Origin of the sequence: Streptomyces sp. NBC_01485 (genome assembly GCF_036227125.1) — a bacterium.
Classification (GTDB): domain Bacteria; phylum Actinomycetota; class Actinomycetes; order Streptomycetales; family Streptomycetaceae; genus Streptomyces.
In genome coordinates this window covers 1846911-1869755 of sequence record NZ_CP109435.1, presented here as the reverse complement: position 1 = coordinate 1869755, position 22845 = coordinate 1846911, and the positions used below count along the sequence as shown (strand labels likewise).

Here is a 22845-nt window from a genome sequence, read left to right as displayed (position 1 = left end):
CCGGCCTCCCTGTCGCTCATCGCCCAGACGTCGGATCCAGACATCGGATGTCTCAGCGCCATTATGGGGGCAGATCAGAGCAATGCCTCCAGATCTGCGATCACGGCCCGCTCGTCGAGGGTGGTCAGCTTGCGGTCGCGCATCAGCACGCGCCCGTCGACGACGGTGTCCCGCACGTCCGCCGAGTGCGCCGCGTACGCGAGCGTCGACCACGGGTCGTGGCGCGGGCGAAGATGCGGTGCGGCCAGGTCGAGCACGATCAGGTCGGCCCGCTTGCCCGCCTCCAGCGAGCCGAGCCGCTCCCCGAGCCCCAGCGCCCGCGCGCCCTCGATCGTCGCCATCCGGACGGCCTGCTCGGCGCCGACCGCCGTCGGGTCGCCGCCGGCCTTGTGCACCAGCGCCGCCTGCCGCACCGCGCCCAGCACGTCCAGCGAGTTGGAGCTGACGGCCCCGTCCGTTCCCAGCCCGACCGTCACGCCCGCGCTGAGCAGGCGCGGCACCGGCGCGATCCCGCAGCCCAACTTCAGGTTGGACACCGGACAGTGGGCGACGGCGGTGCCCGTGCGGGCCAGCGCCGCGATCTCCGGGCCGGTCAGGTCGACGGCGTGCGCGAGCAGCACATCGGGGCCGAGGAGCCCGAGGGAGTCCAGCAACTCCACCGGCCGCTTCCCGTACTTCACCTCCACCGTGGCGACCTCGGTGGCGTTCTCGGCCGCGTGGATGTGCACCAGCGCCACGAACTCCCGGGCCAGCGCGAAGACTTCGGTGAGCTGCGCGGGGGAGAGGGTGTAGGCGGAGTGTGCGAAGACGACCGGACGCGTTCCGTGCCCCGCCGCCCCGCGTGCGGTCAAGTCCCGCCGTGCCCAGGCGAGTCGGTCCTCGTAGGCGATGCCGTCCGGCGGCTCGGGCACGTCCATGAAGGTGGGGCCGGTGTGCAGCCGCCAGCCCGCCTCGCGGGCCGCCTGCTCGGCCGCCTCGTGGAACCAGTACATGTCCAGCGCCGACGTCACCCCGGCCCGGACGCTCTCCGCGACCGCCAGCCGCACCGCCGCCGCCACGTTCTTCGGCGCCAGCAGCTCCGCCTCCCACTTCAACACCCTTTCCAGGAAGCCCTGGAGGGTGACGTCGTCGGCGCGACCGCGCAGCAGCGTCATCGCGAGGTGGGTGTGCGTGTTGATCAGCCCGGGCAGGACGAGACAGCCGTCGGCGTCGACCTCCTCGGCGGCGGTGTGGCGTTCGCGCAGTACGTCGGCCGGCCCCACGGCGATGATCTCGCCCTCGTGGACGGCGACCGCCCCGTTCCGTACGACGGTTCCGGCGTCGTCCACCGTGAGGACGTCACCGCCGTGCACCAGCAGGTCGATGCTCACGCCCGCTCCCCTTCCGCCAGCAGCCGCAGCGCCTCCAGGGACACGACCGCGCCGCGCTCGACACCGGCCGCGACGACCTCCCGGTGCGGGTCGTAGCCGCCGGTGGCCTGCTCGTCGACCAGTTCGTCGGCGTTCGCCCCGTCGATCACCAGCACCCCGCCCGCGACCAGACCGCGCAGCGAGGCCGTGACCAGCAGCGCGGACAGCTCCATCTCGATGGCGGCGAGGCCGGCACCCTCGTAGGAGAAGAACGGGAGCAGGCCCGGCTGGAAGGCGGCCCGGGTCCAGACGATGCCCCGGTGGTGCGGGGCGCCGGCCGCGCGGGCCGCCCGCTGGAGGGCGAACACCGCCTCGGGCGCGGCCACCGCCGGGTACTCCGGGGGCAGCAGCTGCTGGGTGACGCCGTCGTCGCGGACGGCCGCCTCCGCGATGACCAGGTCGCCGTCCCCGATGCCCGGCCGCATCGCGCCGGCCGTGCCGAACCGCAGGAAGGTGCGCACGCCCGCGTCCGCCAGCTCCTGGAACAGCAGGATCGCGCCCGGCCCGCCCACCCCGTGCGAGGCGACGACGACCGGCACGCCCTTCCAACTCCCGCTGAACACCCGGTACTCGCGGTGGTACGACACCTCCTCGGCGCCGTCGAGCAGCGCGGCGACGGCCGCCGCGCGCGCCGGGTCGCCGACGACCACGGCGTGCGCCGGGAGGCCGGTGCGCGGAATACGGGTGACGGGCAGCAGATCCTGGGTCATCGGACGGCTCCGGTGGTACGAGGACGGGTGCGACGGCGGCGGGCCGTCGTGAGGAACAGCGCGCCGAGCGTCACGACATAGGGGGCGGCGTCGGTCGCCTGCTGCGGCAGGCCGAGCCCCTGGAGACGGAACCCGGCCGCCTCCGCGAGCCCGAACAGCAGCGCGGCGAGCAGGACGCCCAGTGGCGCGGCGCGACCGAGCATGACGGCCACGACAGCGATCCAACCACGGCCCGCCGTCATGTTCTCCGTGAACAAGGTGACGTTGCCCAGGGCGAGTTGGGCGCCCGCGAGCCCGCACAGGACTCCCGACAGCAGGATCACGCCGTACCGGTACTTCGCCGGGCTCACGCCGAGCGTGGCCGCCGCGTCGGGCGCCTCGCCGACCCCGCGCAGCCTGAGCCCCCACACATGCCGCGACAGCAGCAGCGCGGCGACCGCGACCGCCGCCCACGAGAGGTAGGCGAGGGGGGTGAAGCCACCGACCAGTGGGAGCCCGGCGAGTGACGGATCGTCAAACGTGCCCTGTACGCCGAAGACGGTACGGAGCAGGAAGCTCGTCAGGCCCACGGCCAGCAGGTTCATCGCGATGCCGAGGACGACCGCGTCGCCGCGCAGGGTGACCGCGCCCACGGCCAGGATCAGCGAGTACGCGGCTGCCGCGAGGGCCGCCGCCAGGACGCCGAGCCAGGGGCTGCCGGTGAACCAGCTCGTCGCCACGGACGTGAAGCAGCCCATCAGCATCATGCCTTCGAGGCCGATGTTGAAGACCCCGGCCCGCTCGCACAGCGCGCCGCCGAGGGCCGCCAGCAGGATCGGGGTGAGGGCGCGCAGCGCCGACATGAGGAGATCGGAGTCGAGGAACATCACACCGCCTCGCTTTCCGGGGAGCGACGGCCGGAGCCGAAGGCGAACCAGCGGCCGGGAAAGCGCAGCCGGGCCGCCAGGAACACGATCACGATCGCCTGGAGCACCTGGGTCAGCTCGCGCGGCACCTCGGTGGTCCGCTCCATCGCGAGGCCCCCGACCTGGAGGACGGCGAAGAAGAACGCGGCGATCACCGTGCCCGGCGGAGCGGCGGCGGCGAGCAGGGCCGCCGTGAGGCCCGTCCAGGTGTAGCCCGGGGCGGTGAGCGAGCCGTCCACGAAGCGGTAGGGGAAGCTCAACACCCCGATCGCGCCCACGAGTCCGGCGAGTCCGCCGGAGACCGACATCAACTTCAGGGTCAGGCCCCGGCGTTCGACCCCCGCGTACGCGGCGAACCGGGAGTTGAGGCCCGTCATACGGATCTCGTAGCCGACGGCGGTGCGCCGGTCGGTGAACCAGTACGCGGCGGCGGCGAGCGCGACCAGGACGAGCCCGAGGGTGACCGTCGAGTCGCCGAACGCGGGCAGCGCCACCCCGTCGGGCAGCGCACGGGTCTGGGGCAGGCTGGAGCCGGGCTCCTTGAGCGGGTAGCGCGCCAGGTAGGAGGCGAGCGACACCGCCGGGTAGCTCAGCAGCAGGCTGCTGACCAGCAGCGGGACGCCGAGGCGGTTCTCGCACAGGGCGGCCAGCACGGCGTACCCGGCGCCCGCCGCCATGCCGGCCAGCAGAGCCGCGACGACGGTGAGGGGAGCGGGCAGCGGCGAGTAGAGACCGGTCACGGCGGCCGTGATCCCGCCGAGCACCATCTGCCCGTCGCCGCCGAGGTTGATCAGCCCCGCCCGCAGCGGGATCGCCAGCGCGAGCGCCAGTCCGAGCACACTGGTGGCGGTGGTCAGCGTCGAGCCGATGCCGTCGCCGCCGAGCGCGCCGGTCAGGACCGCCTCGTACGCCGTGACCGGGTCCGCGCCCGTGCCGAGCAGGAACAGCGCGCCGATGACGAGGCCCGCGAGCACGGAGAAGGTGAGAGGGGAGCGCAGGGCTCCCGCGATGCGTGTGCGTGCGCGTGTGTCCATGAGTGTGCGTGTCATGTCAGTGGGTCGCCTCCGCCGCGGCGCCCGCCATCGCGAGGCCCAGCGTCCGTTCGTCCGCCTCTTCCCTGGCGTACGAGGCCGCGATGCGGCCCTCGTACATGACCAGCACCCGGTCCGCGAGCCCCCGGATCTCGCTCAGCTCGGCCGAGACGAGGAGGACGGCGTGACCGGCGTCGCGGTAGGCGACGATCTGCTCGTGGATGTTCTGGATGGCGCCGATGTCGACCCCGCGGGTCGGCTGCTCGACGAGCAACAGCGGTGCGTCATGGGCGAGTTCGCGGCCGATCAGCAGCTTCTGCAGATTGCCGCCGGACAGCGCGGACGCGGGCACCCCGGTGGTCGCCGCCTTGACGCCGAACCGCTCGACCAGCCGCCGGGCGTGCGCGCGGACGGCCGCCGGGGGCAGCAGGCCACGGGAGGAGAGGGACGTACGGTGGTGGCCCATCGCCAGGTTGTCCGCGACCGAGGCGGCGGGCGCGGTACCCACCGCGTGCCGGTCCTCGGGAACATACGCGAGGCCCTTCGCGCGGCGCTCGGTGGCCGAGGCGTGCGTGATGTCGTCGCCGGTGAGGGTGACCCGGCCGGCGGTGACCGGCCGCAGTCCGGCCAGCGCCTCGACCAGCTCGCTCTGTCCGTTCCCGGCGACGCCCGCGATACCGACGATCTCGCCGGCGTGGACGGTGAGGTCCACATCGTGGACGGAATCCGTGCGGAGACCGGTGACCCGCAGCACCGCCGCACCGGGCGTGCCCGGCGCGTGGACGCGGTCCAGCTCCACCGCGCGGCCGGTCATCGCGGCGGCGATCTCGCCGGCCGTCGTGTCGGCGGTGACGAGACGCGCCACCACCCGGCCGTCCCGCAGGACCGTCACGCGGTCGCTGCCCTCCAGCACCTCGCGCAGCTTGTGGGTGACCAGGATCACCGTACGGCCCTGCGCGGTCAGTGACTTGAGCACGGCGAACAGGGCGTCCGCCTCGGCCGGGGTGAGCACGGCCGTCGGCTCGTCGAGGATGAGCGTACGGGCGCCCCGGTGCAGCAGCTTGAGGATCTCCACGCGCTGGCGCAGCCCCACCGGGAGGTCGCCGACCCGGGCGTCCGGGTCCACGGCCAGCCCGTGTTCCTCGGCGAGTTCGCGCACCCTGCGGCGGGCGGCGGCCCGGTCCACCAGACCGAAGCGGCGCGGCTCGGCGGCGTAGACGACGTTCTCGGCGACCGTCAGCGAGTCGAACAGCTTGAAACTCTGGTGGACCATGCCGAGCCCGGCGGCCATGGCGGCGGAGGGACTCGCGAACCGCACGTCCCGCCCGTCGATCCGGACCGTCCCGGCGTCGGCGCGCTCCATGCCGTACAGGACCGACATGAGCGTGGACTTGCCCGCGCCGTTCTCGCCCATCAGCGCGTGGATCTCACCGCGGCGGACGGTCAGGTCGACGGCGTCGTTGGCGAGCGTGCCGGGGAACCGCTTGGTGATCCCCCGGAGTTCGACGGCGGGTTCCGTGTCAGCCGGCAGCCGGGTCATCGACCTTCAGCTCTCCGGAGACGATCTGGTCGCGCAGCGCCTCGACCTTCGTCAGGACGTCCTTGTGGTCGGAGATCACGCACTTGGACGTGTCCACGCCGTCCTCCAGGCCGGTCAGGCTGATGCCGCCCTCCTTCAGGCCGTACGAGACGGTCGTGCCCGTCGTGCCGCCGAGGACCGACTCGATGCCCTTCTCGACGGCGACGTCCGTGCGCTTGATCACGTTGTCGACGACCGTGCCCGGCGCCGAGACGCACTGGTTGACGTCCACGCCGTACGCGAACGCGCCCTTGGCCTTCGCCGCCTCGAAGACGCCGTAGTTGCCGGCCGCGGCCGCCGCCATGATCTGGTCGTAGCCCTTGGCGAGCAGGGTGTTGGCCTGCTCCTTGGCGCGCGCCGAGTCGTCGAACGGGGACTGGCCGCCGACGAACCGGGTGGACGTCTCGGTCTTGGCGGCGACCTTCTTGGCGCCGGCCGCGAACGGGTCGCTGTAGCGGCGGAACTGGGGCGTGTCGAGCACGTCGACCGCGCCGACCTTGCCGGACTTGCTCAGCAGGCCCGCCTCGGCGCCGGCGAGGTAGACGCCCTCGTGCTCCCGGAACACCGCGCAACTGACGTTCTTGAAGGTCTTGGTGGTGCAGGCGTCGACGATCAGGAACTGCTGCTTCGGGTTCTTCTGGGCCTGTTGGGCAACGATGTCGGCGAACTCGAAGCCGACCAGTACGATGACGTCCGGCTTCGCGTCCACCGCGGCGGCCACGTTCTGCTGCTGGGAGGCGGCGTCGGTGGACTCGTAGACCTTCTCGGTCCCGCCGTGCTGCTTCGCCGCGTTCTTGACGCCGGTGACGGCGAGCTTCAGGAACTCGTTCTGCCCGACGGCGTCGGGGGTGACGAGGGTGAAGGACCTGCCGCCGCCACCGCTGCTGCCGCTCGCGCTCGCGGCGGAGTCGTCCTTCTTCGCGGCGGCGTTGCAGGCGGTGGCGAGGAGTGCGGTGCCGGCCGCGAGCGCGGCGAACTGCACGGAGCGGCGGTTTCTGCGGTACATCGGGGACCTTCCGGGGATGCCGAGGGACGCGCTCGGCGGTGAGCACGGGGGGAGTGAGGGGTGGGCGCTGCGGTGGTGCGGGCTGCGGTGGTGAGCGGCTGTGCTCGTGCGGGCCGAGGGGGCGGGCTCAGCTACGACAGCCGTCGCCGGCACACCGGCCGAAGTCGAGGAAACGGCGCTTGGTCAGCGGCACGGGTCTTCCTCCTTCGTCTCGGTCTGCGGACCGGGTGCTGGACTCTAACACCCGTTTCCGGACACCTGCTCGGTTGTCTCGAACTATGGTTCTCCCAGGTCATGTACGGTGGCCGACACCACCGGAACATCAGGAGTGTCCCGATATGTCCCAGGAATTGCGTGCTGTCGACTGGGCCGGAAACGGTCTCGTGCTCATCGATCAGACGCTGCTCCCGCATCGTGCCGAGACAGTCGTTGTCCGCGATGTGGACACCTTGGTCGACGCGATCCAGCGTCTCGTCGTGCGCGGCGCCCCCGCGATCGGTGCGGCGGGTGCGTACGGTGTCGCGATCGCGCTGCTCCAGGGCGAGCGCGAGGGCTGGACGGAGACCGCGACCCGCGAGGCCGTCGCCCGGGTCCGCGCGGCACGTCCGACCGCCGTGAACCTCATGGTGTGCGTGGACCGGGTCATGACCCGCTTCGCCGAGGGCATCGACGCGGTCCTGGCGGAGGCCGCCGCCGTCCAGCGCGAGGACGTCGAGGCGAACCGCGCGATGGGCGCCTTCGGCGCGGACTGGCTGCTGAAGCGGGTCGGCGAGGAGCGGCCGCTGCGGATCCTCACCCACTGCAACACCGGCGCCCTGGCGACCGCCGGCTGGGGCACCGCCCTCGGAGTCATCCGTGAACTGCACGCGCGCGGACGCCTCGAGGTCGTCTACGCCGACGAGACCCGCCCGCTGCTCCAGGGATCGCGCCTGACCGCCTGGGAGTTGGTCCAGGAAGGCATCCCGCACTACGTCCAGGCCGACGGGGCCGCGGCCGGCACGATCCTGCGCGGCGAGGTCGACGCGGCGATCGTCGGCGCCGACCGCATCGCCGCCAACGGCGACACCGCCAACAAGGTCGGCACCGTGGGCGTCGCCCTGGCCTGCGCCGACGTGGGCATCCCGTTCCTGGTGGCGGCCCCGACGACCACGGTCGACCTGTCGACCCCGACCGGCGACGCCATCCACATCGAACTCCGCGGCGAGGACGAGGTGTTGGAGTGGGGCGGGGTACGGACCGTGCCCGCCGAATCGCGCGGCCACAACCCGGCGTTCGACGTCACGCCGGGGCGGCTGGTGACCGGACTGGTCACCGAGCGGGGTGTATTGGAAGTGGCGGCCGGTCAACTCCCCGGTGAGCACCTGAAGTAGCCTGGCCGGCTCCACGAGATCAGCGGCGGGTGAGCTCCAACTCCAGGAGCCACTCGACGACTTCGGTGTGGTGGCGGGCCTGACGCGGGGTGTCGCCCCAGACGTACAGCCCGTGGCCCGCCACGACCACCGCCGGCATCCGGGGTTCGCGGGCCGCCTCCAGCCGGTCGCCGAGGACCTTCATGTCCTGGCTGTTGGCGATGACCGGCAGCGTCACCTCGACGTCGTGCGCGGGCTGGCCGACGCCCTTGAGCATCTCCACGTCCTTGAAGACGATCCCGCCCGGGTGCCGGTGTCCCATGGCCACGGACGCCACCGTGTGGACGTGCACGACCGCGCCCGCGCCGGTCAGCGCGGCCACCCGCGCGTGCAGCTCGGCCTCGGCGGACGGCCTGCCCCCGTGCACGGCGGCGCCGTCCCCGTCCACCAACACCACGTCCGCGGGCGTCAGTTCGCCCTTGTCGTGGCCGCTCGCGGTCACCGCGAGGCGCAGCGGGTCGCGGGTGAGCACCACCGACAGGTTGCCGGAGGTGCCGCGCATCCAGCCGAAGGAGGCGAAGCGCGCGGACTCGGCGGCGAGCACCGCCCCCGCTTCCTCCAGGTCGAGGGCGCTGATGTGGGCGGTCATGAAGGGCTCCTGGAAGTGCTGACGGTGATCTCGTCGAACGTCCCCGCCTGCGCGTGGTCGCCGACGCCTTGCTCGTAGTACGGCTCCCCGGGCCGCCGGATGCCCACGGCATGCCAGCCCGCCCCGACGGCCGCGTCCAGCTCGCCGGGTCGGTCGGAGAGGAAGAGCAGCCGGGACGGCTCGACGCCGGTCGCCTCCGCGATACGGCGGTACGACGCCGGGTCCCGCTTGGGTCCGGCGTTCTCGGTGTCGTACAGACCCGACACGAGCGACGTCAGGTCGCCCGCAGGGCTGTTGGTGAACCACGCCCGCTGGGCGGCCACCGAACCGGACGAGTAGACGTACAGCAGCACGCCCGCCGCGTGCCAGGCGCGCAACTCCGGTACGACGTCGTCGTAGAAGTGCGAGACGAGGTCGCCCCGGGCGAAGCCCTCGGACCAGATGACGCCCTGGAGGGTCTTCAGGGGTGTGGCCTTGCGGTCCTCGTCGAGCCAGGCGTTCAGCGCCTTCTCGACGGTGGCCGCGTCGGCGTCCGGCTCGCCCGTGAGCTCCCGGACCTGCGCGATCGCCCGGGCCACGGCCGGTTCCCCGGCGCGCTCGGTGAGCAGTTCGGCGAAGCGGGCGCGCGAGTACGGGTAGAGCACGTTGACGACGAAGCCCGTGGCGCTCGTGGTGCCCTCGATGTCGAGCACCACGGCGTCCACGTCGAACGACAGGGCCGACGGGGCCGACGGGGCCGACCGGTCCGGCACGCTCACGCGGCTGCCCTGTCGGCCTCGTAGCCCGCCGCGATCGTGTCGTAGTCCGGGAAGCGGCCCGCGATGGTGGAGCCGGTGAAGTTGCCGATCCAGCCGTCCTCCTCGTGGAAGAAGCGGATCGCCGTGAAGGAGGGCCGCGTGCCCATGTCGAACCAGTGGGTGGTGCCGCGCGGCACGCCCAGCAGGTCGCCCTTCTCGCAGAAGACCGCGTGCACCTCGCCGTTCACGTGCAGGTAGAAGATGCCGGAGCCGGAGACGAAGAAGCGGACCTCGTCATCGTCGTCGTGGGTGTGCTCCTGAAGGAACTTCGCGCGGGCGGCCTTCGCCTTCGCCGGGAACTCCGGGTCGTCGCTCGGGTGCAGACCGAGGACGTCGACGGTGGTGAAGCCCTCCTGCGCGTTCAGCTTCTCGATCTCCGGGCCGTACGCCGCGAACACCGTCTCGCTGTCGGCGTCGAACGGCACGTCGGCGCGGATCGGCCACTGCTCGTAGCGCACGCCCAGCGGCTTGAGGGCCTCGGCGATCTCGGCGGGGTCGGCGGTGCGGCGGACCAGGGTCTCCGGGCCGGACTCGGACCAGGTCGTCAGCAGCGTCACGGAAGCAACTCCAGGAGTCTGGAAAGAGAGCGGGGGTTGGCCGAAGGGTAACTCCCGATGGCTTGTACACGTACTGTGACATGGCCGTTGTCTCGTATGGCGAGATTCGGTGTCCATTCCTTTGACGGGTGGCTGAAAACGTTCTCATGATCTGCGTATGAAGACGCCGCTGCTCGTGCGGCGGCTGTACGTGGACGCCCAGGCACTCCTGCACGGCGACCTGCACACCGGCAGCGTGATGGTCGGCATCCGCGAAGGCGCCCCGTCGTCCGGGTCTTCGACCCCGAGTTCTCCTTCGTCGGCCCCATCGGCTACGACCTCGGCCTCTACTGGGCCAACGCCCTGGTCTCGGAGGAACGGGCCCGCGCCCTGGGCACCCTGTCCGACCACGCCGACCAACTCGGCCTCTCCTGGGAGGCGTTCGAGACCGAGTTCCGCCGCCTGTGGCCGACCCGCGTCGACACCTTCTTCGACGACGCCTACCTCGACCGCTTCCTCCACCGCGTCTGGACCGACTCCGTCGGCTACGCCGGCACGGAGATCGTCCGCCGCATCATCGGCTTCGCCCACCTGACCGACCTGACCACCCTCCCGGACCCGGTCCCGGCGTCCCGTCGCGCCCTGCTCCTGGGCCGCGAACTGATCGTGAAGCGTGAGGAGTTGAAGAACCCGAACGATGTAAGGGCGGTAGTACAGCCCACCTGAGGGGCGCGGGGCTGTATCGATATGCGGCTCCGCCGCGTGGGCGCGACCAGCCACAACGCGCCCGCAGACGACATACGACGCACACGGCACGTGAAGGGGGCGGCTCCCTCACAGTGGAGCCGCCCCCTTCACGTCGTACCGCCGACTTCTCACTTCTTGTCGAGCAGGTCCTGCACCTTGGCGCGGACGTCGTCCGTGGCCAGGCCGCGGATCGTGAGGGTCGTACGGCGGCGCAGGACGTCGTCCGTGGTCTGCGCCCACTCGTTGTCGCGGGCGTAGACGACCTGCGCCCAGATCTCGGGGGCGTCCGGGTGGACCCGCTGGGCCAGCTCCGGGTTGTCGTTGGCCAGGCGGGCGATGTCGAAGGCCAGCGAACCGTAGTGGGTGGCCAGGTGGCGGGCGGTGTCGGCCGCCATGCGCGGGCCGGGCGCCGGGTGGTCGACCAGCAGACGGTGGGCGACCGCGCGCGGGTTGGCGACGCCGGGCAGCGGCAGCTTCTTCGGCAGCGAGGAGATCGGCTCGAAGTCCTCGCCCAGCGGACGGCCCGGCAGCGCCTCCAGCTTCTGCATGACCGTACGGCCGATGTGCCGGAACGTCGTCCACTTGCCGCCAGCGACGGACAGCATGCCGCCCCGGCCCTCCGTGACCACGGTCTCGCGCTTGGCCTTCGCCGTGGCGCCGGGGCCGCCCGGCAGCACCCGCAGGCCCGCGAAGGAGTACGTGATCAGGTCACGGTCGAGCTGCTGGTCGCGGATGGAGAACGCGGCCTCGTCCAGTATCTGGGCGGTGTCCTTCTCGGTCACCGAGACGTCCGCCGGGTCGCCCTCGAACTCCTCGTCGGTGGTGCCGAGCAGCAGCATGTCCTCCCAGGGGAGGGCGAAGGTGATGCGGTACTTGTCGATGGGGGTGGCGAGCGCCGCCTTCCAGGGGGCGGTGCGCTTCAGGACCAGATGCGCGCCCTTCGACAGCCGGATGGACGGCGCCGCGTCCGGGTCCTCCAGCTTGCGCAGGTGGTCGACCCACGGGCCGGTCGCGTTCAGGACGAGACGGGCGTTGACCCCGAACTCGTCGCCGGACTGCCGGTCGCGCAGGTCGGCGCCCGTCACCCGGCCCTTGGTGAACCGCAGGCCGGTGACCTCGGCGTGGTTGAGGACGACCGCGCCCGCCTCGACGGCCGCGCGCACCGTCATCAGTGCCATGCGCGCGTCGTTCATCTGGTCGTCGCCGTACACGGCCACGGCCTTGAGGTTGTCGGTGCGCAGCTCGGGCACGTCCTGCGCGGCCTTGGCCGGGGACAGCAGGTGGCCGACGCCGTCACCGAACGCCGACAGCGCGGAGTAGGCGAAGACGCCCGCCCCGAGCTTCGCCGCGCCGTGCGGCCCGCCCTTGTACACGGGGAGGTAGAACGTGAGCGGGTTCGCCAGGTGGGGGGCCACCTGGCGGGACACCGCACGGCGCTCGAAGTGGTTCTCCGCCACCAGCCTCACCGCGCCGGTCTGCAGGTAGCGCAGACCGCCGTGGAGCAGCTTGGAGGAGGCGGAGGAGGTGGCGCCGGCGAAGTCGCCGGCGTCGACCAGGGCCACCCTGAGCCCGGACTGCGCGGCGTGCCAGGCGGTGGAGATGCCCAGGATGCCGCCGCCGATGACGAGGAGGTCGTACGACGCCTTGGAGAGCTGCTCCCGGGTCTCGGCGCGGCTCGGGTTCGAGCCGGACGCCGGGCGCGTCCCCAGGGCAGGCACGGACTGGAGGGTGGACTGACTGGTCATGTGGGGTTCTTACTCCTCGTCAGTTTTCGTCTTCGATCCAGCCCATGGTCCGCTCCACGGCCTTGAGCCAGCTCTTGTACTCACGGTCGCGGCTCTCCGCGTCCATGCGGGGGGTCCACTCGGCGGCCCGGCGCCAGTTGGCGCGCAGGTCGTCGGTGCTGGTCCAGAAGCCGACGGCGAGACCGGCGGCGTAGGCGGCGCCGAGGCAGGTGGTCTCGGCGACCATCGGGCGCACCACGGGGGCGTCCACGAAGTCGGAGAGCGTCTGCATCAGCAGGTTGTTGGAGGTCATGCCGCCGTCGACCTTGATCGCTGCGAGCTCGACGCCGGAGTCCTTCGTCATGGCGTCGGTGATCTCACGGGTCTGCCAGGCCGTGGCCTCCAGGACGGCGCGCGCGAGGTGCGCCTTGGTGACGTACCGGGTGAGGCCGGCGATCACGCCACGGGCGTCGGAGCGCCAGTACGGGGCGAACAGACCGGAGAAGGCCGGCACGAAGTAGGCGCCGCCGTTGTCCTCGACGGACAGCGCGAGCGTCTCGATCTCGGCGGCGGTGGAGATCAGGCCCATCTGGTCGCGCATCCACTGCACCAGCGAACCGGTGACGGCGATCGAGCCCTCGAGGGCGTAGACGGCCTTCTGGTCGCCGATGCGGTAACCGACCGTGGTGAGCAGGCCGTTGTACGAGTTGACCGGCTTCTCACCGGTGTTCATCAGCAGGAAGGTGCCGGTGCCGTACGTCGACTTGGCCTCGCCCTCGGCGAAACAGGTCTGGCCGAACAGCGCCGCCTGCTGGTCGCCGAGCGCGGAGGCGACCGGGATGCCGCCGAGCAGGTCGCCGAGACGGCCGCCGGCGACCTCGCCGTAGACCTCGGCGGAGGAGCGGATCTCGGGCAGCACGTTCAGCGGGACGCCGATGGACTCGGCGATCTTCTCGTCCCACTGCATGGTGTGCAGGTTCATCAGCATGGTGCGGGAGGCGTTGGTGACGTCGGTGACGTGCCTGCCGCCGTTCACCCCGCCCGTCAGGTTCCAGATGACCCAGCTGTCCATGGTGCCGAAGAGGATGTCGCCGGCCTCGGCGCGCTCGCGCAGCCCCTCGACGTTGTCCAGCAGCCAGCGCGCCTTGGGACCGGCGAAGTAGGAGGCCAGCGGCAGGCCGGTCTCGCGGCGGAAGCGGTCCTGGCCGACGTTGCGGCCGAGCTCCTTGCAGAGGGCGTCGGTGCGGGTGTCCTGCCAGACGATGGCGTTGTGGACGGGCTCACCGGTGTTCTTGTCCCACAGCAGCGTGGTCTCACGCTGGTTGGTGATGCCGATGGCCTTGATGTCGTCGCGGGTGATGCCGGCCTTCGCGATGGCGGAGGCGACGACCTCCTGGACGTTGGTCCAGATCTCGTTGGCGTCGTGCTCGACCCAGCCCGGCTTGGGGAAGATCTGCTCGTGCTCCTTCTGGTCGACGGAGACGATGCGGCCGTCCCGGTCGAAGACGATGCAGCGAGAGGAGGTGGTGCCCTGGTCGATGGCGGCGATGAACGGCCCGGCGGTGTGCGCGTCGGTCACTGTGTGCTCCTGGGGTTCCGTGGGTGAGGTGCTGTCTGTACGGCGCTGCCGACTACACGGTGTGGCTGGTGCTCTGCTGGTGCTCTCAAGCAAAAGCGACGTTGTAGATGCCTGCAGCGATCGCGCCGCCGATCAGCGGACCGACCACCGGGATCCAGGCGTAGCTCCAGTCGGAGCCGCCCTTGTTGGGCAGGGGCAGGAGGGAGTGCACGATGCGCGGACCGAGGTCACGGGCCGGGTTGATCGCGTATCCGGTCGGGCCGCCGAGGGACAGGCCGATCGAGACGACCACGAGCGCGGTGATCAGCGCGCCCAGGGTGCCGAGGCCGTTGCCCTTGTCGTTGAGGCCCTGCGTGAGGACGGCCAGCACCAGCACGGTCGTGCCGATGATCTCCGTGGCCAGGTTCTGCCAGACGACGCGGACCTCGGGGCCGGTGGAGAAGATGCCCAGGACCGGGCCTGCGGCCTGTTCCCGCGCCTCGACGGACTTGCCGCTCGTGGCCCGCGCGTCCGGCTTGCCGACGATCTCCTCGTCGGTGAGGTGAGCCTGGAACTGGCCGTAGTAGGCGACCCAGACCAGGGTGGCGCCGATGGCGGCTCCGAGCAGCTGCCCGGCCCAGTAGACCGGAACGTTGCTCCAGTCGTCGTCCTTGATCGCGAGTGCGAGGGTGACCGCCGGGTTGAGGTGGGCGCCGGAGAGCGGCGCCGAGGTGTAGACGGCCGTCAGAACGGCAAAACCCCACCCGAAGGTGATGGCGAGCCAGCCGGCGCCTCGGGCCTTCGAGGCCTTCAGCGTGACGGCGGCGCAGACGCCACCGCCGAGCAGGATGAGTATGGCGGTACCGATGGTCTCGCCGATGAAGATGTCGGAGCTGGACACCCGCGACTCCTTTGTCCTTCGTCCAGGGAAGCCGAACCCCGGTTCCCGCCGGGGGTTCGAGCGCCCTCGGGGGTGAGAGCGATGCCGGCCTGTGGCGTTGTCACACTCTAGCGTGTATTGCCGTCAGGTGTTCGACAATGCCGACCGATGGACGGGAGTCTTGTCCTGGCGTTACGTGTGCGTCAAGAGTGCTGTTATCGAAAACGCGATCGTTATTGATCGGTGCGGCTTATCGATCTTGGCGCCAGTGCGCATACTCTCGCCCTTTTGTCCACTTCAGGGTCGATTTCGGCGTATGCCACAGGCCGGAACGTCGTCCGACGTCCCGGCCCGCTCTCGCGTACTTCTCAGAAGCGCCCGGCGCCCAGGTCCCGTGACACCGCGCGGGCGCAGTCGCGCACCGCCGCGATCAGCTCGGGGCGCAGCTCGCCGTCCCGGCCCAGCCGCTCCACGGCGCCCGTGATGCCGACCGCGCCGACGGGCATGCGGCGCCGGTCGTGGATGGGCGCGGCGATGGAGGCCACGCCCTCCCAGGTCTCCTCCACGTCGGCCGCGTACCCACGCGCGCGCGTGAGGTCGAGGATGTGCTCGAAGGCCTCCGGCTCGCACACCGTACGGTCCGTGAAGGGCTTGCGCTCGGCCTCCAGGGCCTCGCTGTGCGCGACCGGGTCGTAGGCCGACAGCACCTTGCCCAGGGCCGTGGAGTGCAACGGCTGCATGGCCCCGATCTCCAGCACCTGCCGGCTGTCGTCGGGCCGGAAGACGTGGTGCACGATCAGCACGCCCTGCTGGTGCAGCACCCCCAGGTGGACGCTCTCGCCGCTGGAGCGGGCCAGGTCGTCCGTCCACACCAGGGCACGCGCGCGCAGCTCGTGCACATCCAGGTAGGTGGTGCCCAGGCGCAGCAGCTCCGCGCCGAGCTGGTAGCGCCCGGAGGCGTCGTCCTGCTCGACGAAGCCCTCGTGCTGGAGGGTGCGCAGGATGCCGTGGGCGGTGCCCTTGGCCAGGCCCGTGGACGAGGCGATGTCCGACAGGCCCAGGCGCCGCTCGCCGCCCGCGAGCAGCCGCAGCATCGCGGCCGCACGTTCGACCGACTGGATGTTCCGTGCCATCGCCGTCCTGCCTCCGTCCCCTTCGACCGAACCACGCGCGGTAGTTGCCACCGCCGTTCGGCAATGTCGAACACTACCGGTCCATGCCGACATCCCGCCAACGGTCGGCCGATTCGCGTTCGGATACGCGTTACGTCACTCGTCCCCCGGAGCGACGCGCCCGGGCCCCGCCCGCTCCCTGGGCCGCGTCCCCCGCGCCACGTTCGTCCGTCCCGTGGACGCCCCTGACCATAAGGCCTCCGTCCGGCTACCCTGACGGCGTGCGCTCTCCCCAGGATGCCGCTCTGCCCGCATCCTGAGGTGACACAAAGCCGACAGCCGTCGCATCCGAGGGAGCCCTTCCATGGCCTCTGTGCCGCCGACCCCTTCCGCCGACAGCCGGACCCGTGTGTCCGCGCTCCGAGAGGCCCTGGCCACCCGAGTGGTTGTGGCCGACGGAGCCATGGGCACCATGCTCCAGGCCCAGGAGCCCACCCTCGAGGACTTCGAGAACCTCGAGGGCTGCAACGAGATCCTCAACATCACCCGGCCGGACATCGTCCGCTCCGTGCACGAGGAGTACTTCGACGCGGGCGTGGACTGCGTCGAGACCAACACGTTCGGCGCAAACCACTCCGCCATGGTCGAGTACGACATCCCCGAACGGGTGTACGAGCTGTCCGAGGCGGGCGCCCGCATCGCCCGTGAGACCGCCGACGCCTTCGCCGCCCGCGACGGCCGCACCCGCTGGGTGCTGGGCTCGATCGGCCCCGGCACCAAGCTGCCCACCCTCGGCCACATCGGCTTCACCACGCTGCGCGACGCCTATCAGCGCAACGCCGAGGGCCTCATCACCGGCGGCGCCGACGCGCTCATCGTCGAGACCACCCAGGACCTGCTGCAGACCAAGGCCGCCGTGCTGGGCGCCCACCGCGCCCGCGAGCTGGCCGGCCTGGACGTGCCGCTGATCGTCTCCGTGACCGTCGAGACGACCGGCACCATGCTGCTCGGCTCGGAGATCGGCGCCGCCCTGACGGCGCTGGAGCCGCTCGGCATCGACATGATCGGCATGAACTGCGCCACCGGCCCGGCCGAGATGAGCGAGCACCTGCGCTACCTGGCCCGCAACGCGCGCATCCCGCTGGCCTGTATGCCGAACGCGGGCCTGCCGGTGCTCGGCAAGGACGGCGCCCACTACCCGCTGAGCGCGCCGGAGCTCGCCGACGCGCAGGAGAACTTCGTCCGCGACTACGGCCTGTCCCTGGTCGGCGGCTGCTGCGGCACCACCCCCGAGCACCTGCGCCAGGTCGTCGAACGGGTCCGCGGCCTCACCCCGCCGCCCCGCGACCCCCGCCCCGAGGCCGGCGCCGCCTCCCTCTACCAGACGGTCCCCTTCCGCCAGGACACCTCGTACCTGGCCATCGGGGAGCGCACCAACGCCAACGGCTCCAAGAAGTTCCGCGAGGCCATGCTGGAGGGCCGCTGGGACGACTGCGTCGAGCTGGCCCGCGAGCAGATCCGCGAGGGCGCGCACCTGCTCGACCTGTGCGTGGACTACGTGGGCCGCGACGGCGTCGCCGACATGGCGGAACTCGCCGGCCGCTTCGCCACCGCCTCCACCCTGCCGATCGTCCTGGACTCCACCGAGGTCGAGGTCATCCGGGCCGGCCTGGAGAAGCTCGGCGGCCGCGCGGTCATCAACTCCGTGAACTACGAGGACGGCGACGGCCCCGAGTCCCGCTTCGCCAAGGTCACCAAGCTGGCCCAGGAGCACGGCGCCGCGCTGATCGCGCTGACCATCGACGAGGTGGGCCAGGCCCGCACCCCCGAGAAGAAGGTCGAGATCGCCGAACGGCTCATCGACGACCTCACCGGGAACTGGGGCATCCGCGAGGAGGACATCCTCATCGACACCCTGACCTTCACCATCTGCACCGGTCAGGAGGAGTCCCGCGGCGACGGCGTCGCCACCATCGAGGCGATCCGCGAGCTCAAGCGCCGACACCCCGACGTCCAGACCACCCTGGGCCTGTCGAACATCTCCTTCGGCCTCAACCCGGCCGCCCGCATCCTGCTCAACTCCGTCTTCCTCGACGAGTGCGTCAAGGCGGGCCTGGACTCGGCGATCGTCCACGCGTCGAAGATCCTGCCCATCGCCCGCTTCAGCGAGGAGGAGGTGCGGACCGCCCTCGACCTCATCCATGACCGCAGGGCCGAGGGGTACGACCCGCTCCAGAAGCTCATGCAGCTCTTCGAGGGCGCCACGGCGAAGTCCCTCAAGGCAGGCAGGGCCGAGGAACTCGCCGCCCTGCCCCTGGACGAGCGCCTCAAGCGCCGCGTCATCGACGGCGAGAAGAACGGCCTGGAGGCCGACCTCGACGAGGCGCTGCAGAGCCGCCCGGCCCTGGACATCGTCAACGAGACCCTGCTGGACGGCATGAAGGTCGTCGGCGAACTGTTCGGCTCCGGCCAGATGCAACTGCCGTTCGTGCTCCAGTCCGCCGAGATCATGAAGACCGCGGTCGCCCACCTCGAACCGCACATGGAGAAGACCGACGACGACGGCAAGGGCACCATCGTGCTGGCCACCGTCCGCGGCGACGTCCACGACATCGGCAAGAACCTCGTCGACATCATCCTGTCCAACAACGGCTACACCGTCGTCAACCTCGGCATCAAGCAGCCGGTCTCCGCGATCCTGGACGCTGCCGCCGAGCACCGCGCCGACGTCATCGGCATGTCCGGCCTGCTGGTCAAGTCCACGGTGATCATGAAGGAGAACCTGGAGGAGCTCAACCAGCGCGGCCTCGCGGCGAACTACCCGGTCATCCTCGGCGGCGCCGCCCTGACCAGGGCGTACGTCGAGCAGGACCTGCACGAGATCTACGAGGGCGAGGTCCGCTACGCCCGCGACGCCTTCGAGGGCCTGCGCCTCATGGACGCCCTCATCGGCGTCAAGCGGGGCGTGCCCGGCGCGAAGCTGCCCGAGCTGAAGCAGCGCCGGGTCCGCGCCGACGCCGCCGCGGCCGTCGTCGAGGTCGAGGACCGCCCGGAGGAGGGGCACGTCCGCTCCGACGTCTCCACCGACAACCCCGTCCCCAGGCCGCCGTTCGACGGCACGCGCGTCATCAAGGGCATCCAGCTCAAGGAGTACGCCTCCTGGCTCGACGAGGGCGCCCTGTTCAAGGGCCAGTGGGGCCTGAAGCAGGCCCGCACCGGCGACGGACCGACCTACGAGGAACTCGTCGAGACCGAGGGCCGGCCCCGGCTGCGCGGCCTGCTGGACAAGCTCCAGACCGACAACCTCCTCGAAGCCGCCGTCGTCTACGGCTACTTCCCCTGCGTGTCCAAGGACGACGACCTGATCATCCTGGACGAGCGGGGCAACGAACGCACCCGCTTCACCTTCCCCCGCCAGCGCCGCGGCCGCCGCCTGTGCCTGGCCGACTTCTTCCGCCCGGAGGAGTCGGGGGAGACGGACGTCGTCGGCCTCCAGATCGTCACCGTCGGCAACCGCATCGGCGAGGAGACCGCCAAGCTCTTCGAGTCGAACTCCTACCGCGACTACCTCGAACTGCACGGTCTGTCCGTGCAGTTGGCGGAGGCCCTCGCCGAGTACTGGCACGCGCGCGTGCGCGCCGAACTCGGCTTCGCCGGCGAGGATCCCGCCGACGTCGAGGACATGTTCGCCCTGAAGTACCGCGGCGCCCGCTTCTCCCTCGGCTACGGCGCCTGCCCCAACCTGGAGGACCGCGCCAAGATCGCCGACCTGCTCCGGCCCGAGCGGATCGGCGTCCACCTCTCCGAGGAGTTCCAGCTGCACCCCGAGCAGTCCACGGACGCCATCGTGATCCACCACCCCGAGGCGAAGTACTTCAACGCGCGGTGACGCACGCGCGGTGACGCACGCGCGGTGACGTACGGACGGTGCCAGGCGTGCCACTGAGCACACTGATCGGACAGGTCGTACACTGGTCGGTCCACTGCAGGCCGGTTCCCCCGCGGGAACCGGCCTGCTCGTCCCTCAAGGAGGTACGTGGATGACCAGCACGGTTCCCGCGTCAGTGACCCGAACGGCCGAGGGCTCAGCCCTGCAGGCCGTGCTCCTCGACATGGACGGCACCCTGGTGGACACCGAGGGCTTCTGGTGGGACGTCGAGGTCGAGATCTTCGCCGGACTCGGCCACGCCCTCGACGACTCCTGGCGCCATGTCGTGGTCGGCGGCCCGATGACCCGCAGCGCCGGGTTCCTGATCGAGGCGACCGGGGCCGAGATCGCCCTCGTCGACCTGACCGTCCTGCTCAACGACGGCTTCGAGGACCGCATCACCCGCTCCCTGCCCCTGATGCCGGGCGCCGCCCGGCTGCTCGACGAACTGGCCGAGCACGGCATCCCCACCGCCCTCGTCTCCGCCTCCCACCGGCGCATCATCGACCGCGTCCTCGCCTCGCTCGGCGCCGGCAACTTCCACCTCACCGTGGCCGGCGACGAGGTCCCGCGCACCAAGCCGTACCCCGACCCCTACCTGTTCGCCGCCGCCGGACTGGGCGTGGACCCCGCCAGATGCGCCGTCGTCGAGGACACCGCGACCGGCGTCGCCTCGGCGGAGGCGGCGGGCTGTCACGTCGTCGCGGTGCCCTCCGTGGCACCCATCGCGCCGTCCGCGCGACGCACCGTCGTCCCCTCCCTGGAACAGGTCGACCTGCCTTTTCTACGTGGCCTGATGCCGCTCCGCTGATCCCCGAGACGATCATTGAAGAGCGGTCGGCGACGGGAATTGCGATAGGGCGTTCACCCAGCGTGCACCGCCGACGACAAGGAATTCGGCGGGTGCGCGCGCGGGGGAATTCGGATCTTCACCGGTGCCTCCAAGACGGCTGAATTCCGGCCCCTCCGAAGCCTTTCGAGCATGTGACGTTCCCCACCTGGCCGGGGGTCGACAGATGACTCTCCGTGTGTTTCCGGGCTCTCATCGAGGGGGCCGGGTGCGTCCTTGTGTCCCGATTGGTGATTCGTCGTACGAATCCTTCCGCTGACGTTTGTTCAGTGCGTCCACGGCCGGTTTCGCTGTGTGATGGGCTTTCAGCTCCGGTGGCCGCGACCCCTCGTGCCGCTGCGGACTAACCTCGTGGCGGGACCATCGCCCTAACCCCGTGATCCGCCGCGACATCCCTGCATGCCGGATACACGGACCGACAGCTGTGGAGAAACTCGAGCATGAACCGCAAGACTTTGGCGCTGCCGGCTGTGGCCGGTCTGCTCGCGCCCGTACTCGCCGCCTGCGGCGCGTCCGAAAGCGCCGGCGGCAGCGGTGACGCCATCGTCGTCGGCACCACCGACCGGTTCACCGCCACCAAGGACGCCCCGGCGCCGCTCGACCCCGCCTACTCCTACGACGTCGGCACCTGGAACATCCTGCGCCAGACCGTGCAGACCCTGATGATCCAGCCCAAGGGCGAGGGCGAGCCCGTCCCCGAGGCGGCCCAGAGCTGCAGCTTCACCGACAGCGGCAACGAGCGCTACGCCTGCAAGCTGCGCAGCGGCCTGAAGTTCGCGGACGGCGACGCCGTCACCGCCGAGGACGTCAAGTTCTCCATCGAGCGCGCCCGCACCATCAAGGCCGACTCCGGCGTGTTCGCCCTGCTCTCCACGATCGACACCATCGAAACGCAGGGCGACAACGAAGTCATCTTCCATCTCAAGACCGCCGACGCCACTTTCCCCTTCAAGTTGTCGACCCCGGTCGCCGGCATCGTCAACCCCGACGACTACGAGAAGGGCAAGCTGCGCGACGGCTTCGCGGTCGACGGCTCCGGCCCCTACACCCTCAAGGCCGAGACCGACGGCGACGAGATGACCAAGGCCGTGTTCACCAGGAACGCCCACTACAAGGGGACGCTGAAGGTGAACAACGACGAGGTCGACATGGTCTCCTACAAGGACGCCGACGCCATGGGAACCGCCCTCCAGAAGGGCGACGTCGACCTCATGACCCGCACCATGTCGCCCGAGCAGATCCAGAAGCTCTCCGCGGGCTCCGTCAGCGGGGACATCGACATGGTCGAGCTCAACGGCCTCGAGATCCGCTACCTGGCCTTCAACACCACCGCCCCGAAGGTCAAGGCCAAGGCCGTGCGCCAGGCGATGGCCCAGGTCGTCAACCGCGCCGAGCTCGTCAGCAAGGTGTACGGCTCCCAGGCCGAGCCCCTCTACTCGCTGGTCCCGGCCACCCTCATCGGCCACTCCAACTCCTTCTTCAACACCTACGGCGACCCGAACGCCGGCAAGGCCAAGACCCTGCTGGCCGACGCGGACATCACCACCCCGGTGAAGCTGACGCTGCACTACACGACCGACCACTACGGCCCGGCCACGAAGCTGGAGTTCGAGACGCTGCAGAAGCAGCTGAACGACAGCGGCCTGTTCGACGTCTCCATCGAGGGCACCCCCTGGGAGTCGTTCGTCCCGGCCCAGCACAAGGGCGAGTACGCCGTCTACGGCATGGGCTGGTTCCCCGACTTCCCCGACGCCGACAACTTCGTCGCGCCGTTCCTCGACAAGGACAACGTCCTCAAGTCCGCCTACGCCAACCGCGACATCATTACCGACCTGATCCCGGCCTCCCGCCGCGAGGCCGACCGCCTCAGCGCCGCCAAGAGCCTGACGGAGATTCAGGACATCGTCGCCGAGGACGTTCCGATCCTGCCGCTGTGGCAGGGCAAGCAGTACGTCGCCGCCAACAACGACATCACGGGCACGGCGTACGCGCTGAACTCCTCCGCGACCCTCCAACTGTGGGAGCTCGGCCGAGGCGTCAGCAACTGACCGAACCCCCAGACGGTCCGGGGCCCG

The 22845-nt window shown here is 70.8% G+C and carries 17 protein-coding genes and 1 pseudogene; 5 read left to right on the top strand and 13 right to left on the bottom strand.

The genetic code is table 11. The features are described from left to right. Positions 1 to 74 precede the first annotated feature (74 nt). The 6 genes from OG352_RS08630 to OG352_RS08605 are packed head-to-tail and all read right to left on the bottom strand — an operon-like array spanning position 75 to position 6640. Positions 75 to 1370 (bottom strand): amidohydrolase, encoded by a 1296-nt coding sequence (locus OG352_RS08630; RefSeq protein WP_329215796.1) that lies wholly within the window; start codon positions 1368 to 1370, stop codon positions 75 to 77. Next, on the bottom strand, positions 1367 to 2119 hold the full coding sequence (locus OG352_RS08625) for a nucleoside phosphorylase (protein WP_329215795.1): 753 nt from the start codon (positions 2117 to 2119) through the stop codon (positions 1367 to 1369). The genes OG352_RS08630 and OG352_RS08625 overlap by 4 nt, the downstream gene beginning before the upstream one ends. Beyond that, on the bottom strand, positions 2116 to 2985 hold the full coding sequence (locus OG352_RS08620; protein WP_329215794.1) for an ABC transporter permease: 870 nt from the start codon (positions 2983 to 2985) through the stop codon (positions 2116 to 2118). The genes OG352_RS08625 and OG352_RS08620 overlap by 4 nt, the downstream gene beginning before the upstream one ends. Continuing rightward, positions 2985 to 4058: an ABC transporter permease gene (locus tag OG352_RS08615; protein ID WP_329215793.1), complete on the bottom strand. Its 1074-nt coding sequence runs from the start codon at positions 4056 to 4058 to the stop codon at positions 2985 to 2987. Before OG352_RS08615 ends, OG352_RS08620 begins: the two co-directional genes overlap by 1 nt. Positions 4059 to 4074: 16 nt before the next feature. Continuing rightward, entirely contained in the window at positions 4075 to 5595 is a 1521-nt protein-coding gene (locus OG352_RS08610) for an ABC transporter ATP-binding protein (RefSeq protein WP_329215792.1), read from the bottom strand. Then, a complete protein-coding gene (locus tag OG352_RS08605; RefSeq protein WP_329215791.1) occupies positions 5576 to 6640 on the bottom strand; it encodes a BMP family ABC transporter substrate-binding protein in 1065 nt (354 codons plus the stop codon). The genes OG352_RS08610 and OG352_RS08605 overlap by 20 nt, the downstream gene beginning before the upstream one ends. Positions 6641 to 6978: 338 nt before the next feature. Here OG352_RS08605 and mtnA point away from each other — a divergent pair, with 338 nt between their 5' ends. Continuing rightward, entirely contained in the window at positions 6979 to 8010 is a 1032-nt protein-coding gene (gene mtnA, locus OG352_RS08600) for an S-methyl-5-thioribose-1-phosphate isomerase (protein WP_329215790.1), read from the top strand. 19 nt (positions 8011 to 8029) lie between these two features. Here the strand turns inward: mtnA and mtnB are convergent, their stop codons facing one another. From mtnB to OG352_RS08585, 3 genes are read right to left on the bottom strand one after another with little or no spacing between them, the layout of a single operon-like run. Beyond that, positions 8030 to 8638, bottom strand: a complete 609-nt coding sequence (gene mtnB, locus OG352_RS08595) for a methylthioribulose 1-phosphate dehydratase (RefSeq protein ID WP_329215789.1) — start codon at positions 8636 to 8638, stop codon at positions 8030 to 8032. Then, positions 8635 to 9390, bottom strand: a complete 756-nt coding sequence (mtnC, locus tag OG352_RS08590) for an acireductone synthase (protein WP_443072474.1) — start codon at positions 9388 to 9390, stop codon at positions 8635 to 8637. Before mtnC ends, mtnB begins: the two co-directional genes overlap by 4 nt. A gap of 2 nt (positions 9391 to 9392) precedes the next feature. Next, entirely contained in the window at positions 9393 to 9992 is a 600-nt protein-coding gene (locus tag OG352_RS08585) for a 1,2-dihydroxy-3-keto-5-methylthiopentene dioxygenase (RefSeq protein ID WP_329215787.1), read from the bottom strand. Positions 9993 to 10185: 193 nt separating this feature from the next. On the opposite strand from OG352_RS08585, the pseudogene OG352_RS08580 reads away from it, so the two are divergent. Beyond that, positions 10186 to 10697 (top strand): annotated as a pseudogene (locus OG352_RS08580) (phosphotransferase); the annotation flags it as partial. Between the two features lie 149 nt (positions 10698 to 10846). On the opposite strand, the gene OG352_RS08575 reads toward OG352_RS08580, so the two are convergent. The 4 genes from OG352_RS08575 to OG352_RS08560 all read right to left on the bottom strand — a co-directional run bounded on the left by OG352_RS08575 (position 10847) and on the right by OG352_RS08560 (position 16013). Next, positions 10847 to 12463: a glycerol-3-phosphate dehydrogenase/oxidase gene (locus OG352_RS08575; protein WP_329215786.1), complete on the bottom strand. Its 1617-nt coding sequence runs from the start codon at positions 12461 to 12463 to the stop codon at positions 10847 to 10849. 19 nt (positions 12464 to 12482) lie between these two features. Then, on the bottom strand, positions 12483 to 14021 hold the full coding sequence (gene glpK / locus OG352_RS08570) for a glycerol kinase GlpK (protein WP_329215785.1): 1539 nt from the start codon (positions 14019 to 14021) through the stop codon (positions 12483 to 12485). An 85-nt stretch (positions 14022 to 14106) separates the two neighbouring features. After that, positions 14107 to 14901, bottom strand: a complete 795-nt coding sequence (locus OG352_RS08565) for an MIP/aquaporin family protein (protein WP_329215784.1) — start codon at positions 14899 to 14901, stop codon at positions 14107 to 14109. A 347-nt stretch (positions 14902 to 15248) separates the two neighbouring features. Further along, entirely contained in the window at positions 15249 to 16013 is a 765-nt protein-coding gene (locus tag OG352_RS08560; RefSeq protein WP_329215783.1) for an IclR family transcriptional regulator, read from the bottom strand. A gap of 343 nt (positions 16014 to 16356) precedes the next feature. On the opposite strand from OG352_RS08560, the gene metH reads away from it, so the two are divergent. The 3 genes from metH (at position 16357) to OG352_RS08545 (ending at position 22818) form a co-directional block, all read left to right on the top strand. Beyond that, a complete protein-coding gene (metH, locus tag OG352_RS08555; protein ID WP_329215782.1) occupies positions 16357 to 19881 on the top strand; it encodes a methionine synthase in 3525 nt (1174 codons plus the stop codon). 151 nt (positions 19882 to 20032) lie between these two features. Beyond that, on the top strand, positions 20033 to 20731 hold the full coding sequence (locus OG352_RS08550) for an HAD family hydrolase (RefSeq protein WP_329215781.1): 699 nt from the start codon (positions 20033 to 20035) through the stop codon (positions 20729 to 20731). A 479-nt stretch (positions 20732 to 21210) separates the two neighbouring features. Next, a complete protein-coding gene (locus tag OG352_RS08545) occupies positions 21211 to 22818 on the top strand; it encodes an ABC transporter substrate-binding protein (RefSeq protein WP_329215780.1) in 1608 nt (535 codons plus the stop codon). Positions 22819 to 22845: the final 27 nt, after the last annotated feature.

Excerpts from the sequence above, each read along its gene's own strand:
- OG352_RS08625 (WP_329215795.1), bottom strand. The coding sequence starts at position 2,119 with ATGACCCAGGATCTGCTGCCCGTCACCCGTATTCCGCGCACCGGCCTC.
- OG352_RS08620 (WP_329215794.1), bottom strand. The coding sequence starts at position 2,985 with ATGTTCCTCGACTCCGATCTCCTCATGTCGGCGCTGCGCGCCCTCACC.
- OG352_RS08615 (WP_329215793.1), bottom strand. The coding sequence starts at position 4,058 with ATGGACACACGCGCACGCACACGCATCGCGGGAGCCCTGCGCTCCCCT.
- OG352_RS08610 (WP_329215792.1), bottom strand. The coding sequence starts at position 5,595 with ATGACCCGGCTGCCGGCTGACACGGAACCCGCCGTCGAACTCCGGGGG.
- OG352_RS08605 (WP_329215791.1), bottom strand. The coding sequence starts at position 6,640 with ATGTACCGCAGAAACCGCCGCTCCGTGCAGTTCGCCGCGCTCGCGGCC.
- mtnA (WP_329215790.1), top strand. The coding sequence starts at position 6,979 with ATGTCCCAGGAATTGCGTGCTGTCGACTGGGCCGGAAACGGTCTCGTG.
- mtnB (WP_329215789.1), bottom strand. The coding sequence starts at position 8,638 with ATGACCGCCCACATCAGCGCCCTCGACCTGGAGGAAGCGGGGGCGGTG.
- OG352_RS08575 (WP_329215786.1), bottom strand. The coding sequence starts at position 12,463 with ATGACCAGTCAGTCCACCCTCCAGTCCGTGCCTGCCCTGGGGACGCGC.
- OG352_RS08560 (WP_329215783.1), bottom strand. The coding sequence starts at position 16,013 with ATGGCACGGAACATCCAGTCGGTCGAACGTGCGGCCGCGATGCTGCGG.
- metH (WP_329215782.1), top strand. The coding sequence starts at position 16,357 with ATGGCCTCTGTGCCGCCGACCCCTTCCGCCGACAGCCGGACCCGTGTG.
- OG352_RS08550 (WP_329215781.1), top strand. The coding sequence starts at position 20,033 with ATGACCAGCACGGTTCCCGCGTCAGTGACCCGAACGGCCGAGGGCTCA.
- OG352_RS08545 (WP_329215780.1), top strand. The coding sequence starts at position 21,211 with ATGAACCGCAAGACTTTGGCGCTGCCGGCTGTGGCCGGTCTGCTCGCG.